This is a genomic window from Microbacterium sp. NPDC057658, from assembly GCF_042799975.1.
GTDB lineage: Bacteria > Actinomycetota > Actinomycetes > Actinomycetales > Microbacteriaceae > Microbacterium.
On the sequence record NZ_JBHVHT010000001.1, the window covers coordinates 1897927 to 1912238 of the forward strand.

Genomic DNA, 14312 nt, shown 5'->3' on the forward strand with positions numbered 1-14312 from the left:
ACGCTGGGGGCATGACCGAGGAACCGCTGCCGGCCGCTCTGAGCGACGAGATCAACCATGTGCTGGACGAAGCGGGGGTGTCCTCGGACCGCCGGCTCGTGATGCGGATGCTCCGCACGGCGCTGCTCCTCGGTGAGGACGACACCGACCGCCTCGACCTCAAGATCGCTTCCGCCGCCTTGGCCGAGATGCGCGACGCGTTCCGCCTCTTCGCCCCGTTCCGCGGCGTGCCGAAGGTGACGGTGTTCGGCTCCGCGCGCACCCTCCACGACGACCCGCTGTACCTGCAGGCGCGCGATGTCGCGGCGGCCCTCGCGAACGACGGCTGGATGGTCGTCACGGGCGCGGGCCCCGGGATCATGCAGGCCGCCGCCGAGGGGGCGGGGCCGGCGCTGTCGCTCGGCGTCTCCATCCGGCTCCCCTTCGAGGAGAAGGCGAACAGTCTCGTCGCGGGAAGCGATCAGGTCGTCGCGATGAAGTACTTCTTCACGCGCAAGCTCATGCTCATCAAGGAGTCGAGCGGATTCATCTGCCTGCCCGGGGGCTTCGGCACGCTCGACGAGATGTTCGAGCTGCTCACCCTGCAGCAGACCGGGAAGGCCGAGCCGACGCCGATCGTGCTGCTCGACGAGAAGGGCGGATCGTTCTGGCAGGGCATGCGGCGCTTCGTCGACGAGCACCTCGCCCCGATGGGGGTGATCTCCCCGGGGGATTTCGATCGCGTCGTCATCACCGACTCGGTCGAGGAGGCCCGCGCCGAGATCACCGGGTTCTGGCGCAACTACGACTCGCTGCGGTGGGTCGGGGACACGCTCGTGCTGCGGCTCAAGGCCGAGCCGACGGACGCCGAGATCGAGGAGCTCAACACCGCCTTCGCCGCACTCCTGTCGACCGGGCGGATCGAGCGCACGGCTCCCCGGTCCCCGGAGGTCGCCGACGACGACCGCCTCGACCTCCCGCGCCTCGCCCTGCACCTGGATCAGCGTCAGGTGGGCAACCTCTTCCGTCTGATCGGCGCGCTCAACGCCCTCCCGTCCGCGCCGAAGGCCTGACCAGGCGCGGGACTCCACGACGGAACAGGCCGCCGCGCGGAGGCAGGCCGGTTCCGGCAAGGGCGCCTGCTGTCGCGCGACGGCCTGTGCCGGCGAAGGCCGGATGGCCCGGGCGCGCGGCACACGGTATCGTTGTACGGATGTCGCGCGTGCATTCGGGCGCGACGAGAGCTGAATAGGGAGGCCGTCATGGACATCGAACTGAGTCTGCTGCGAGGGATCGAGAAGGAGAAGGCGATCCCGTTCGACGAGCTCGTCTCGATCATCGAGCAGGCGATCCTGACCGCGTACTCCAAGCACGTCTCGCCCGACGGCGCGACGCCGGAGGGCGTCCGCGTGCACCTCGACCGCAAGACCGGCCACGTCGCCGTCCTCCAGGTCGTCCGCGACGACGAGGGTGCGATCATCGGCGAGGAGGAGGCGACGCCGGACGACTTCGGGCGCATCGCCGCATTCGCCGCCAAGCAGGTCATCAGCCAGCGCCTCCGGGACATCGCGGACGACGCCGTCCTCGGCGAGTTCAAGGGCAAAGAGGGCGACATCGTCGCCGGCGTGATCCAGCAGGGGCCGAACCCGCGCATGATCCACGTCGACCTCGGCTCCGTCGAGGCCATCCTCCCGCCCGAGGAGCAGGTGCCCGGCGAGGAGTACACGCACGGGTCCCGGCTGCGCGTGTACGTCACCAGCGTCGCCAAGGGGCTCAAGGGTCCGCAGATCACCGTCTCGCGCACGCACCCGGGCCTGGTCCGCAAGCTGTTCGCGCTCGAGGTGCCCGAGATCGCGGCCGGCCTGGTCGAGATCGTCGCGCTGGCCCGCGAGGCCGGGCACCGCACCAAGATCGCGGTGAAGGCGAACGACCCGGCCATCAACGCCAAGGGCGCGTGCATCGGCGAGATGGGGCGCCGGGTGCGGGCCGTCACAGAGGAGCTGGCGGGGGAGAAGATCGACATCGTCGACTACGACGCCGACCTGCCCACGTTCGTGGCGCACGCGCTGTCGCCGGCGAAGGTCACGAGCTCGTTCGTCCTCGACGCGAGCACCAAGGCCGTCCGCGCCCTCGTGCCGGACTACCAGCTGTCGCTCGCCATCGGCAAGGAGGGGCAGAACGCGCGTCTGGCCGCCAAGCTCACCGGCGCCAAGATCGACATCCAGCCGGACAGCGTCCTCGACTGATCCCTGTCCGTCCTCGACGCCACGCCCGGTGGCGGCGAGGACGGACGGAACGCAGGTGTAAGATGGAACCCGTACGAACGTGCGTCGGTTGCCGCATGCGTGCTCCCCGCTCCACTCTGCTCAGGGTGGTTGCCCAGAACGACACCCTCATCCCCGATGAGCGTGCTGTCCTGCCGGGGCGTGGCGCGTGGGTGCATCCGACACCCGAATGCATGGAAGCCGCTCTGCGGCGTCGAGCTTTCGGAAGAGCACTGCGTGTGACCACTCAGCTGGACACACGGATCTTCGAACAGCACCCACCAAGAAACAAAGGCTGAACAGCTATGGAAACAAAGTGAACGGCTCGAAATGAGACCCGTCCGCGACTAGTGGTCTGCCCTGTCTGGGCAGACCGACCCAGACAGGAGAATTGTGGCTGGTAAACCACGCGTACATGAGATCGCCGCCGAACTCGGCGTCGACAGCAAGGTCGCACTTGCGAAGCTCAAGGAACTCGGCGAGTTCGTGAAGAGCCCGTCCTCGACGGTCGAGCCCCCGGTGGCGCGCAAGCTGCGCGCCGCGATCGAGGCCGACCCGTCCCTGAAGGCGGCCTCCGAGCCCGCTGCGGCGAAGCCCGCCGCGAAGCCGGCACCGAAGTCCTCGGCGCCCACCCCCGGTCCGAAGCCCGGCCCCAAGCCGGGTCCTGCAGCTCCGGCCGCACCCGCCCCGAGCCCGGCGCCCGCCCCCGCGGCGGAGAAGGCTCCGGCGCCGTCGGCGCCCGCGAAGCCGTCGGCTCCGGCCCCGGCCGCACCGTCCTCCGGTGACGGCAACGCCCCGAAGCCCGGCGCGCCCCGCCCCGGCAACAACCCGTTCTCGTCCGCACAGGGCATGGGCCAGCGTCCCGCGGGTCCCCGTCCCGGCAACAACCCCTTCGCCTCGGCGCAGGGGATGGGCCAGCGCCCGACCCCCGGCAACATCCCGCGTCCGCAGGCGCCCCGTCCCGGTGCTCCGCGCCCGGGTGCCCCGCGTCCCGGCTCGCCGCGACCCGGCGCACCTCGTGGTGGCCAGGGCGGTCGTCCCGGTGCTCCGTTCCAGCAGCGTACGGGCGGCCCCGGTCGTCCCGGCGGCGGTGGCGGTCCCGGTGCGGGTCCCCGTCCCGGCGGCGGCTTCGCCGGTCGTCCCGGTGGTGGCGGTCGTGGCCGTGGTCCCGGCGGCGGTACGGCCGGTGCCTTCGGCAAGGGCGGCGGCAAGAGCAAGCAGCGCAAGTCGCGGCGGGCGAAGCGGCAAGAGTTCGAGATGCGGAGCGCCCCGGTCGTCGGTGGCGTCAACGTCACCCGTGGCAACGGCGAGACGATCCGCATGCGTCGCGGTGCCTCCATCGCGGACTTCGCCGACAAGATCGAGGCCCTGACCGGCTACACCGTGCAGCCGGGCACCCTCGTCACGATCCTCTTCAACCTCGGCGAGATGGCCACGGCCACCGAGTCGCTGGATGAGGCCACGTTCGAGGTCCTCGGTGAGGAGCTGGGCTACAAGGTCCAGATGGTCTCGCCCGAGGACGAGGACAAGGAGCTCCTCGAGGGCTTCGGTCTCGACCTCGAGAAGGAGCTGGAGGAGGAGAGCGAGGACGACCTCGAGATCCGTCCCCCGGTCGTCACCGTCATGGGTCACGTCGACCACGGTAAGACGCGCCTCCTCGACGCGATCCGCCAGACCAACGTCATCGAGGGTGAGGCCGGCGGCATCACCCAGCACATCGGTGCCTACCAGGTCTGGACCGAGCACGAGGGCATCGAGCGGGCGATCACGTTCATCGACACCCCCGGTCACGAGGCGTTCACCGCCATGCGTGCCCGTGGTGCGCAGGTCACCGACCTCGCGATCCTCGTGGTCGCGGCCGACGACGGCATCATGCCGCAGACGGTCGAGGCGCTGAACCACGCCCAGGCGGCCAACGTGCCGATCGTGGTCGCGGTGAACAAGGTCGACAAGCCCGAGGCCAACCCGGCGAAGGTGCGTCAGCAGCTCACCGAGTACGGTCTGGTGGCCGAGGAGTACGGCGGCGACGTCATGTTCGTCGACGTCTCGGCCCGCGCCAACACCGGCATCCAGGAGCTCCTGGACGCGGTGCTGCTCACGGCGGACGCCGGTCTCGACCTGACCGCCAACCCGAACAAGGCCGCTCGCGGTGTCGCCATCGAGGCGAAGCTCGACAAGGGCCGCGGTTCGGTCGCGACGGTGCTGATCCAGTCCGGAACCCTCCGGGTCGGCGACGCGATCGTGGCGGGCACCGCCTACGGCCGTGTCCGCGCGATGATCGACGAGAACGGCGAGATCGTCGAGGCGGCCGCGCCGTCCCGTCCGGTCCAGGTGCAGGGTCTGAACTCCGTGCCCCGCGCCGGCGACGTCTTCATCGTCACCGAGGAAGACCGCATGGCGCGTCAGATCGCGGAGAAGCGCGAAGCCGTCGAGCGCAACGCCCAGCTGGCCAAGGCCCGCAAGCGCATCTCGCTCGAGGACTTCACCCGTGCTCTCGAAGAGGGCAAGGTCGAGTCGCTCAACCTCATCATCAAGGGTGACGTCTCCGGTGCCGTCGAGGCTCTGGAGGAGTCGCTCCTCAAGATCGAGGTCGACGACTCGGTGCAGCTGCGCATCATCCACCGCGGTGTCGGTGCGATCACCGAGTCCGACGTGAACCTGGCGACGATCGACAACGCGATCATCGTGGGCTTCAACGTCCGCCCCGACACGAAGGCGCGCGAGCGTGCTCAGCGTGAAGGCGTGGACATCCGTTTCTACTCCGTCATCTACAACGCGATCGACGAGATCGAGAGCTCGCTCAAGGGCATGCTCAAGCCGGAGTACGAAGAGGTCCAGTCGGGTGTCGCCGAGATCCGCGAGGTGTTCCGCTCCTCGAAGTTCGGCAACATCGCCGGTGTCATCGTGCGGTCCGGGACGATCACGCGCAACGCGAAGGCCCGCGTCATCCGCGACGGCGTCGTCATCGCCGATGGCCTCGCCATCGAGTCGCTGCGCCGGTTCAAGGACGACGTCACCGAGGTGCGGACGGACTACGAGGCCGGTATCGGCCTCGGCAAGTACAACGACATCCAGGTCGGCGACGAGATCGAGACGACCGAGATGGTGGAGAAGCCGCGCGGCTGATCCGCACGACTGCGGCGGCTGCCTCCTCCTCCCGTGACGGGGGAGGAGGCAGCCGCCTCCGCGGTTCGCTGGGAACCGCGATGCACAGAGGTGGGAGAAGGAACAATGGCTGGTGAACGACAGGCCCGACTCGCGGATCGCATCCGCGTGATCCTCGCCGAGCGCTTGGAGAAGGGGCTGCGCGACCCGCGTCTCGGCTTCGTGACCATCACCGACGTCCGCGTGAGCGGCGATCTGCAGCACGCCTCCGTGTTCTACACGGTGCTCGGCACGGAAGAGGAGCGCCTCGCCAGCGGTGCCGCGCTCACGTCCGCGACCGGCATGCTGCGCAGCGAGGTCGGTCGACAGCTCAGCACTCGACTCGTCCCCACGCTCGAGTTCATCCCGGACGCGCTCCCGGAGAACGCCGATCACATCACCGCTCTGCTGCGCGAGGCGCAGGAGCGCGACGCGGAGGTGGCCAAGCTGGCCTCGTCCGCGACCCACGCCGGCGAGGCCGACCCCTACCGGTCGGACGACGACGACGAGGACTGATCCCGTCTGATACCCTCAGGTCCGCGGCGGGACAACCGGTGGATCTGGGGGGATCGACATTCAGGCGACGAGCACGCCCGCGGGCCTCTTCGTCGCGCCTGTCGTCGTGGAGCCGCTGCTGGATGAGCTTCGACGGCGGGATCTGTGCTGCGCGCCGCACGTGGCGGCGCAGCTGGCCGCCGCGCTGCCTGACGATGCCGAGGCCGTGCTCGCCGTCGCGGCCCGCCTCACACCGGAGCAGCGCCGCGGATGGAGTCGGATGCCGTGGCCGCTGCCGTCCGCGGCGGTCCATGCCGGCATCCGCGGGCTGGCGAGCGCCGACCGACTGCTCCTGCTCACGGTGGTGCTGGCACTCGAGGAGGAGCTGGATCCGATCCTCGCGGCCGACGGACGCCGCGTGGAGGAGATACGGGCCAGCGCCGCCGCGCCGCATCTGACGATCCACGCGGGCTCGATCCGGCTCACCGACCCGCGCGTGGCCGCGGAGGTGTACGCGGCTGCGTCGGCGGCGGAGGTCGCGCGCGTGCACACCCGGCTGGCTGACGCCGCGGTCGCACGCGGCGACCGGAGTGGCGAGGCGTGGCATCGCGCGCGATCGTGCGCCGCGCGGGATCGTCGGGCCGCAGCGGTCCTGACAGCGCGGGCCCGCGTCGCGGCCGACGCGGGGCTCACCGAGCGCGCGCTGCTCCTGGCCGGTGAGGCCGCCGCGCACGCGACCGGCGTCGTGGGCGAGGAGGCCAGGGTGCTCGCCGGCTGCGCGGCGCTCGCCTGCGGCTACGCCGCGGATGCCGAGGCCTGGCTGAGCGGTCTCTTCCCGGGCGCCGCGGAGCATCGACGGGCACGGGCGCTCGGCCCCTACCTCGCCGCCCGCACCCTTCGGCACGGCCTCGTTCCCGCCGTCGATCCGCGGCGGCTCGCCTCCGGCTCCGCGGCCGACGCCACGGCATGGGCGCGATCCGCGGCGCTCGTCGCGATCCTGTGCGCGGAACGTCGCGACCGCGGGGCCGAGTGGCGCTGGCTCGCCCAGGTCCGCGGAGCCTCCCACGCGGGGACGGACCGTGCGCTGCGCGAGGCCGTGGTGGGGGTGTGCGCTCTCCTCGCCGGCGACGTCATGCCGGCGAGCGGGACCGCGGGGCTCGGTGGGCTCGGCGGCGTAGCGGCGGCGCTGCAGACGGCATGCGCGGGCGACATCGACGAGGGCCTGCGGATGCTGCGCACGGGAGGCCTTCCCGGAGCGGAGCGCGATCCGGTGTTCCCCGGCTTCGAGAGCAGCCCGGTGGTGCGGGCCTACCACGCTGTCACCGAGGTGCTGCTCCTCGTCTGGCGGGGAGACATCGGTCCGGCCAGGGAACTGCTCCGGCATGCGGCGGTCGAGCTCCCCGTCGCCATCCCGTTCGCCGGTCTCGGTGTCGTCCTGGCGCGGCGGCTCGACCTGGCGGTGCTCGGCGCCCTGGGCCCGATCGCGCGTGCGCTCACCGACGTCCTCCCTCCCGCCGCCGAGACGGACGTGCTGGTCGATCGCGCCGTCGAGGCCTTTCTGGACGGTTCTTTCGAGGTGGCCGTCGGCGCCATGGGGCTGTGGCGGGACCGCGGAGCCCCGCAGCCGCTGTTCGCGGTGCCGGGCGTCGACGAGGTCGTGCTCTGGTCGCCGGGGGGATACCGGCCGGGGACCGTGCGCCCGCCGGAGAGCGAGATCGCCGCGGCGCTGCGGCGGGCGGTCGTCGGTTCCGCCGGCCCCACATGGCGCTCGGACCAGGAGGAGCTGCGGGTGGCGGCGAGCCGGCTTCGGTCTCCGTTCGCCCGCGGGCGGGTCGAGTCCCTCCTCGGGGTCCGATCCGGTCTGTACGGAGACGTGGTCTCGGCACGCGGGCACTTCGCGCAGGCCGAGCGGCTGTTCGAGGTCGCCGGAGCGCGAGCCTGGGAGCGCGCGGTGCGACGACGGCGGGAACGGCTCGAGGCGTCCGGGACCACGGCGGACGGGACGGCGGCCCTGCCCGCCTGCCGGAGCGCCTGGGCTCAGCGACTGACGCCTCGGGAACTCGAGGTGGCGATGCTCGCGGTCGGCGGGACGGCGAACCGCGCGATCGCGGAGCGGCTGTCGGTCTCGGTCCGCACGGTCGAGGTGCACCTCGGACGCGCGTTCGCGAAGCTGCATGTCCGCAGCCGCGTCGAACTGACCGTGCTGGCCCACCGCACCGAACAGCTCCTCTGAGCGCTCACCGTGGCAGGGAGAGGCCCTCCCCGTCGGCTTCCGCGAGCCCGTCGGCGATGAGGGAGTCGATCGCACGGTCCCGCTGACGCACGTCCGGCCAGTCCGGGAGGACGGCGGTGAGCGGGACCGCGGCGGGGGCGGCGGCGCGCAGGAGCCGGAGCACGGCGCCGCGGGCCTGGCGGTCCGAACCCTCGTACGCAGCCTGTCGTCGTCGCTCATCCCCGGTGTCGGGTCGGCCGGCCGCGAGCCACGCACACCCGTCAGCCAGCGGGCAGCGTTCGCATCGGGGCGCACGGGACGTGCAGATCGTCGCGCCGAGCTCCATCGCCGCGGCGTTGAGGACGGCGGCCTCTGCGGGGTCCGCGGGCAGCAGCGCCGCCATGAGCGCGAGGTCGCGGCGGGACGGGGATCCCGGTTGCGCTCGTCCCTCGACCGCTCTGGCGAGCACGCGACGGGTGTTGGTGTCGACGACGGGATGACGGTCGCCGTAGGCGAAGACGGCCACGGCACGGGCGGTGTAGTCGCCGATCCCGGAGAGGGCGAGGAGGGCGTCGACGTCACGCGGCACGACGCCGCCGTGGCGCTCGACCACCTCGACGGCCGCACGGTGCAGCCACAGGGCGCGCCGCGGATAGCCGAGGTTCGCCCATTGCTGCACGACGTCCGCCGGAGACGCGGCCGCCATCGCGCGGGGTGTGGGCCACCGCGTCAGCCACGCGTCGAGGTGCGGGATCACGCGGGTCACGGGCGTCTGCTGCAGCATGAACTCGCTCACCAGCACGCCCCAGGCGCCGAAGGCGGCGTGGAACTCCGGGCGGCGCCACGGCAGATCGCGCGCCTCCTCGGCGTACCAGCCGTGCAGGGGCGTCATCGTCGCAGGAGACGGTGCGGGCGCGGCCATCCCTCCAGCCTAGGCGAGCGGTCGCCGCTCCCGGCCTCGGTAGGCTGGAGGGATGGCGACCCCCGGCATCCTCCTCGTCGACAAGCCCGGCGGGCTGACCAGTCACGATGTGGTCGCCCGCACCAGACGGGCTTTCGGGACCCGCAAGGTCGGTCACGCCGGGACTCTCGACCCGATGGCCACCGGACTGCTCGTCATCGGCATCGAGGGGGCGACCCGCCTCCTCACCTACATCGTGGGCGCGGAGAAGACCTACGAGGCGACCATCCGGCTCGGTGCCGTCACCTCCACGGATGACGCGGAGGGCGAGATCCTCCACCGCGCGGATGAGAGCGCCCTCGCGGCGATCGAGGAGGCGGCGATCGATGCCGGAGTGGCCGCGCTGACGGGCGCGATCTCCCAGGTCCCGAGTGCGGTGTCGGCGATCAAGGTCGACGGTCGCCGCGCCTACGACCGCGTCCGTGGGGGCGAGGAGGTCGTCCTCCCGGCGCGAGACGTCGTCGTGTCCCGATTCGACGTCGTCGCGCGTCGCCGCGACGACCACGCGATCGACCTCGATGTCGTCGTGGACTGCTCGTCCGGAACCTACATCCGCTCGCTGGCCCGCGACCTGGGCGCCGCCCTCGGCGTCGGCGGCCACCTGACCGCCCTCCGCCGCACCCGTGTCGGCCCGTTCGACGTGCGTGACGCCGTGACGATCGACGCGCTCGAGGGCGCTCCCGTGCTCACCCCCGGCGCCGCCGCCGGCCGCGTGCTCTCCGTCCTCCACGTCACGGCGGACGAGGCGCGGGACCTGCGACACGGCAAGCGCCTCGCCGGGCAGGCCGCGCGCCTGGACGGACCGCTCGCGGCGGCCGTCGAAGACGACGGCACGCTCGTGGGGATCGTCGAGAAGCGCGGTGCCGATGTGAAGAGCGCCATGAACATGCCGGAGGTCTCCCGATGATCCTGTGGTTCACGATCGTGCAGATCGTCGTCGCCGTCGCCGCCGGGCTCTTCTGCCTCGGCGCGGGGTTCGCCGGTCGCCGCCCCAGCGATTTCTCCGTCGGCGCGCTCGCTCTCGTCGAGGTGCTGCTCGTCGCGCAGATCGTCGTCGCCATCGTGGCGCCCCTCGCCGGGAACCCGCCGACCGGGGATCTGCTGGAGTTCTGGGTGTACCTCGTCTCGGCGGCCCTGCTTCCGATCGGGGCCGTGCTCTGGGCGCTGATGGAACGCAGCCGGTGGAGCACCGTCGTGCTCGGCGTGGCCGCGCTCGCGATCGCGATCATGCTCTGGCGCATGCAGGTCATCTGGACCGTGCAGGTCGCCTGAGGAGCACCCGGAGCGGACGCCGGGCAGCTCGCCCGGCTCTAGGATGGAATGCGCTATGAGCTCCACCGCCCCCTCCACTCGGATGACCGGTATCGGTCGTGTCCTGGTGATCGTCTACGCCGTGATGGCGCTGGCGGCCACCGGGCGCAGCTTCGTGCAGATCGTCCGGCGATTCGACGAGGCCCCGTTGGCCTACAGCCTCTCGGCGCTGGCCGCGGTCGTGTACGTCCTGGCGACGCTCGCGCTCGTCTTCGCGCGTCGTCGCGGCTGGTACACCGTCGCGTGGGTGGCGATCGTCTTCGAACTCACCGGTGTCCTGGTCGTCGGCGTGCTCAGCCTCGTCCTCCCCGAGCTCTTCCAGCACGAGACCGTATGGTCGCTGTTCGGGCGCGGCTACCTCTTCATCCCCCTCGTCCTCCCGATCTTCGGGATCTGGTGGCTGCGCACGCACCGGCCCGTCGAGACCGCGCGTCCGGTCGAGGTCGCCGCGTGATCGTGTTCCGGAATCCGGAGGAGGTGCCGGAGGACTTCGGGCCCAGCGCCGTTGCCATCGGCAAGTTCGACGGCGTGCACGAGGGGCACCGCGCCGTCATCCGCCGCTTGGAGGTGGCGGCCGCGGCCTCGGGGAGCCGTGCCGTCGCGGTCACGTTCGACCGCAACCCCCTCGCCGTGATCCGTCCCGACCGGTGTCCCGAGAACGTCGTGACCGTCGACCGCAAGCTGGAGCTCCTCGGCGAGCTCGGACTCGACGCGACGCTGGTGCTGACGTTCGACGAGACGCTCGCCGCCCGGAGCGCGGAGGACTTCGTCGTCGACATCCTCGTCGGCGCGCTGCACGTGTCCACGGTGCTCGTCGGCGCCGACTTCCGCTTCGGACACCGGGGCGCCGGCACCCCCGAGCTGCTGCGGGAGCTCGGCCCCCGGTACGGGTTCACGGTCGAGGTCGTCGACGACGTCTACCTTCCGGGGTCGAGCCGCCGGGTCTCGTCGAGCTGGATCCGCGAGCTGCTGATGGCGGGGGACGTCGCCGAGGCGGCCCGCGCCCTCGGGCGGTATCCCGACGTGCGCGGCGTCGTCGTCCACGGGCTGAAGCGCGGACGCGAGCTCGGCTTCCCGACCGCCAACCTCTCCACGATCATCGACGCGTTCGTCCCCGCCGACGGCGTCTACGCCGGCTGGCTCGTCGACCACGACACCGGCATCCGGCACCCGTCGGCGATCTCGGTGGGCACGAACCCCACCTTCGACGACGTGCTCGTCCGTCAGGTCGAGGCGCACGTGCTGGGGGAGACCGGGCTCGATCTCTACGGTCACGACGTGACGGTGGAGTTCGTGCAGCGGCTGCGCGGCATGGTCGCGTTCGAGGGCATCGAGAAGCTGATGACGCAGATGGCCGCCGACGTCGCACAGGCCGCGGCCATCCTCGAGGTCTCCGCGTAACACGACGGCGCCCTGCTTCCGCGGCCGGGGGTGGGGATGGCATAGAATGACTGCAGGCTCCCACCGGCCCCGCACGTATCGCGTGCTCCGGCGGGAACACCGATCCACAGTCCGCACGGTCCTGGCTCACGCCACACGCGGACGACGAGAACGGCTCACGGCTCCCTGAGGGCGCCGGAGCCCTTCAGGCTCAGGAGGAGCATGCCGACCACGGCAACCGCCGCCCCGCGGCGCAAGAAGACGTCCCGTCGCGATGACGAGGCACCCCTCATCCCGATCCTCGCGCGCAAGGTGCGCGAGATCGAGGCGAAGTCCCAGCGGGGGAAGCTGGGTCCCACGAACCGCACGAAGTTCCAGGTGATCGCTTTCCTGGTGCGCGAGGAGCGCGCCAGGGTGAAGGCCGACACGGAGATCACCGACGCGGCCCGCGCCGAGCTGCTCAAGCGGCTCGACGGTGTCGCGACGATCCTCGCGAAGACGGCCGCGCGGGACACCTCGCTCATCCAGCTGCTCGAGGCCGACCAGGCCACCTCGCCGGTCGCCAAGCGGATGCGGCGCGACTGGCTGCTCGAGTCGGGGGCCGAGCTCCCGCCGGAGGAGCTCATCATCGCCGACCCCGCGCCTGTGCAGGTGTCGGTGGTCCCCGCGGCCATCGCCGAGCGTCAGGTCACCCCGCCCTCGGTGGAGGCCCGTCAGCTGGCCAACCCGTTCCTCGCGCCCGACCTGACCCCGCGTCCGGCCAGCACGCCCCGCCGCCGCCTCGACGGCTGGGAGCTCATGGGGCCGCTGTACAAGGCCTTCGAGACCGGCGCGGGTGGTGCGGCGGCGTCGATGGAGCTTCCGCCGGCACCGGAGTTCGATCACATCTCGCCCAAGGGCCGCGAGATCATGGTGCACCAGTCCCGTTTCCTCGAGGCTGTGCGCGCCGGACACCGCAGCTTCCTGCTCGCCGACGAGCCGGGCCTCGGCAAGACGGCGCAGTCGGTGCTCGCGGCCTCCGTCGCCGGCGCCTATCCGCTGCTCGTCGTGGTGCCCAACGTCGTGAAGATGAACTGGGCGCGCGAGGTCGAGCGGTGGACACCGCAGCGTCGTGCCACGGTCATCCAGGGCGACGGCGACGACATCGACGCCTTCGCCGACGTGTTCATCGTCAACTACGAGATCCTCGACCGTCACATGTCCTGGCTCGCGTCGATCGGCCTGCGCGGCATGGTCGTCGACGAGGCGCACTTCATCAAGAACCTCTCGTCGCAGCGTTCGCAGAACGTGCTCTCGCTCGCGGCACAGGTGCGCGAGCGCACGCCGGGGCACGATCCGCTCATGCTCGCCCTCACCGGCACCCCGCTCATCAACGACGTCGAGGACTTCGACGCCATCTGGCGTTTCCTCGGCTGGACGAACGGCGAGAAGCCCGGACCCGAGCTCATGGAGAAGCTCGACGCGACGGGGCTCACGCCCGCGGACAAGGCCTTCTACCCGGAGGCCCGCGACGCGGTGATCTCGATGGGGATCGTGCGACGGAAGAAGAAGGACGTCGCCGCCGACCTGCCCGACAAGCTGGTCGCCGATCTGCCGGTGCAGCTCGACGACGAGTTCGGTCGCAGCATCCGCCAGGCCGAGCGCGAGCTGGGGGAGCGCCTGGCCGCCCGCTACCGCCGCATCATCGAGGCACGCGGCGACCGCGGTCTCGCGCCGGGAGAGATCGACGACGACATCGTCCGGCTCGTGGCGCAGAACGAGCTCGAGGAGTCGAAGGCGGCCGGCACCGGGGGAGACAACGTCTTCACCATGGTGCGCCGCATCGGTCAGGCGAAGGCCCTCCTCGCGGCCGACTACGCCGCACAGCTGCAGCGGTCGGTCGGCAAGGTCGTGTTCTTCGCGAAGCACATCGACGTCATGGATCAGGCGGAGGCGCACTTCGCCTCCGCGGGCATCCGCGCGGTGTCCATCCGCGGCGACCAGACGAACACGGCACGGCAGCAGGCCATCGACGACTTCAACGGCGACCCCGAGGTCGGCATCGCGGTGTGCTCGCTCACTGCGGCCGGCGTCGGACTCAACCTGCAGGCGGCCTCGAACGTCGTCCTCGCGGAGCTGTCGTGGACCGCCGCCGAGCAGACGCAGGCCATCGACCGCGTGCACCGCATCGGCCAGGACGAGCCGGTCACCGCCTGGCGGATCATCGCCGCGCACACGATCGACACGAAGATCGCCGAGCTGATCGACCAGAAGCAGGGCCTCGCGGCCCGCGCTCTGGACGGCGAGGCGACGGAGGAGACGGCGAGCGAGTCGGTGCAGCTGGCGGCCCTCACGCACCTTCTGCGCGAAGCTCTGGGCGGGCGCTGAGACGCCGTCAAGAACACGGGTTCTTAACGGCAATTCCAGGGCCTCATCCTGCCGGGACGCGAAGTTCGGCGTGATCGCTCCTCGCGGCCGTCAAGATCCCCGGTTCTCGACGCGCTCGAATGGCATCGCGAGGGGGCGGCGCGCTAGTGTCGATCGCAGGCACTGTCGCCGTACCCCCATCCCTCGACCTCCGAAGGCA

The 14312-nt window shown here is 71.4% G+C and carries 12 protein-coding genes; 11 read left to right on the top strand and 1 reads right to left on the bottom strand.

Annotated elements, in window-relative coordinates:
- Nucleotides 1–11: 11 nt before the first annotated feature.
- The 6 genes from ACFU8V_RS08965 (at nt 12) to ACFU8V_RS08990 (ending at nt 8115) form a co-directional block, all read left to right on the top strand.
- The gene (locus ACFU8V_RS08965) at nt 12–1052 is read left to right on the top strand and encodes a TIGR00730 family Rossman fold protein (RefSeq protein ID WP_025103176.1); all 1041 of its coding nucleotides are present in this window, start codon (nt 12–14) and stop codon (nt 1050–1052) included.
- Between the two features lie 189 nt (nt 1053–1241).
- The gene (gene nusA / locus ACFU8V_RS08970) at nt 1242–2225 is read left to right on the top strand and encodes a transcription termination factor NusA (RefSeq protein ID WP_025103177.1); all 984 of its coding nucleotides are present in this window, start codon (nt 1242–1244) and stop codon (nt 2223–2225) included.
- A 95-nt stretch (nt 2226–2320) separates the two neighbouring features.
- Nucleotides 2321–2542, top strand: coding sequence for a YlxR family protein (locus tag ACFU8V_RS08975; protein ID WP_378870568.1), 222 nt, complete (start codon nt 2321–2323; stop codon nt 2540–2542).
- A 94-nt stretch (nt 2543–2636) separates the two neighbouring features.
- Nucleotides 2637–5369, top strand: coding sequence for a translation initiation factor IF-2 (infB, locus tag ACFU8V_RS08980; RefSeq protein ID WP_062634951.1), 2733 nt, complete (start codon nt 2637–2639; stop codon nt 5367–5369).
- A 105-nt stretch (nt 5370–5474) separates the two neighbouring features.
- Nucleotides 5475–5903, top strand: a complete 429-nt coding sequence (gene rbfA, locus ACFU8V_RS08985) for a 30S ribosome-binding factor RbfA (protein ID WP_025103179.1) — start codon at nt 5475–5477, stop codon at nt 5901–5903.
- Nucleotides 5904–6063: 160 nt separating this feature from the next.
- The gene (locus ACFU8V_RS08990) at nt 6064–8115 is read left to right on the top strand and encodes a LuxR C-terminal-related transcriptional regulator (RefSeq protein WP_378870573.1); all 2052 of its coding nucleotides are present in this window, start codon (nt 6064–6066) and stop codon (nt 8113–8115) included.
- Nucleotides 8116–8119: 4 nt separating this feature from the next.
- On the opposite strand, the gene ACFU8V_RS08995 is transcribed toward ACFU8V_RS08990, so the two are convergent.
- Nucleotides 8120–9016 carry an A/G-specific adenine glycosylase gene (locus ACFU8V_RS08995; protein WP_374209036.1) on the bottom strand — a complete coding sequence of 299 codons (897 nt, stop codon included), beginning with the start codon at nt 9014–9016 and terminating at the stop codon, nt 8120–8122.
- A 52-nt stretch (nt 9017–9068) separates the two neighbouring features.
- On the opposite strand from ACFU8V_RS08995, the gene truB reads away from it, so the two are divergent.
- From truB to ACFU8V_RS09020, 5 genes are all read left to right on the top strand, one after another.
- Complete coding sequence (truB, locus tag ACFU8V_RS09000) at nt 9069–9962, top strand: tRNA pseudouridine(55) synthase TruB (protein ID WP_378870577.1); 894 nt, start codon at nt 9069–9071, stop codon at nt 9960–9962.
- Nucleotides 9959–10327 (top strand): hypothetical protein, encoded by a 369-nt coding sequence (locus ACFU8V_RS09005; RefSeq protein WP_126893052.1) that lies wholly within the window; start codon nt 9959–9961, stop codon nt 10325–10327. The genes truB and ACFU8V_RS09005 overlap by 4 nt, the downstream gene beginning before the upstream one ends.
- 55 nt (nt 10328–10382) lie before the next feature.
- The gene (locus ACFU8V_RS09010; protein WP_231729434.1) at nt 10383–10820 is read left to right on the top strand and encodes a hypothetical protein; all 438 of its coding nucleotides are present in this window, start codon (nt 10383–10385) and stop codon (nt 10818–10820) included.
- Nucleotides 10817–11767, top strand: a complete 951-nt coding sequence (locus ACFU8V_RS09015) for a bifunctional riboflavin kinase/FAD synthetase (protein WP_378870581.1) — start codon at nt 10817–10819, stop codon at nt 11765–11767. Before ACFU8V_RS09010 ends, ACFU8V_RS09015 begins: the two co-directional genes overlap by 4 nt.
- 201 nt (nt 11768–11968) lie before the next feature.
- Nucleotides 11969–14113 carry a DEAD/DEAH box helicase gene (locus ACFU8V_RS09020; protein WP_062766558.1) on the top strand — a complete coding sequence of 715 codons (2145 nt, stop codon included), beginning with the start codon at nt 11969–11971 and terminating at the stop codon, nt 14111–14113.
- Nucleotides 14114–14312: the final 199 nt, after the last annotated feature.

Excerpts from the sequence above, each read along its gene's own strand:
- ACFU8V_RS08965 (WP_025103176.1), top strand. The coding sequence starts at position 12 with ATGACCGAGGAACCGCTGCCGGCCGCTCTGAGCGACGAGATCAACCAT.
- nusA (WP_025103177.1), top strand. The coding sequence starts at position 1,242 with ATGGACATCGAACTGAGTCTGCTGCGAGGGATCGAGAAGGAGAAGGCG.
- ACFU8V_RS08975 (WP_378870568.1), top strand. The coding sequence starts at position 2,321 with ATGCGTGCTCCCCGCTCCACTCTGCTCAGGGTGGTTGCCCAGAACGAC.
- rbfA (WP_025103179.1), top strand. The coding sequence starts at position 5,475 with ATGGCTGGTGAACGACAGGCCCGACTCGCGGATCGCATCCGCGTGATC.
- ACFU8V_RS08995 (WP_374209036.1), bottom strand. The coding sequence starts at position 9,016 with ATGGCCGCGCCCGCACCGTCTCCTGCGACGATGACGCCCCTGCACGGC.
- truB (WP_378870577.1), top strand. The coding sequence starts at position 9,069 with ATGGCGACCCCCGGCATCCTCCTCGTCGACAAGCCCGGCGGGCTGACC.
- ACFU8V_RS09005 (WP_126893052.1), top strand. The coding sequence starts at position 9,959 with ATGATCCTGTGGTTCACGATCGTGCAGATCGTCGTCGCCGTCGCCGCC.
- ACFU8V_RS09010 (WP_231729434.1), top strand. The coding sequence starts at position 10,383 with ATGAGCTCCACCGCCCCCTCCACTCGGATGACCGGTATCGGTCGTGTC.
- ACFU8V_RS09020 (WP_062766558.1), top strand. The coding sequence starts at position 11,969 with ATGCCGACCACGGCAACCGCCGCCCCGCGGCGCAAGAAGACGTCCCGT.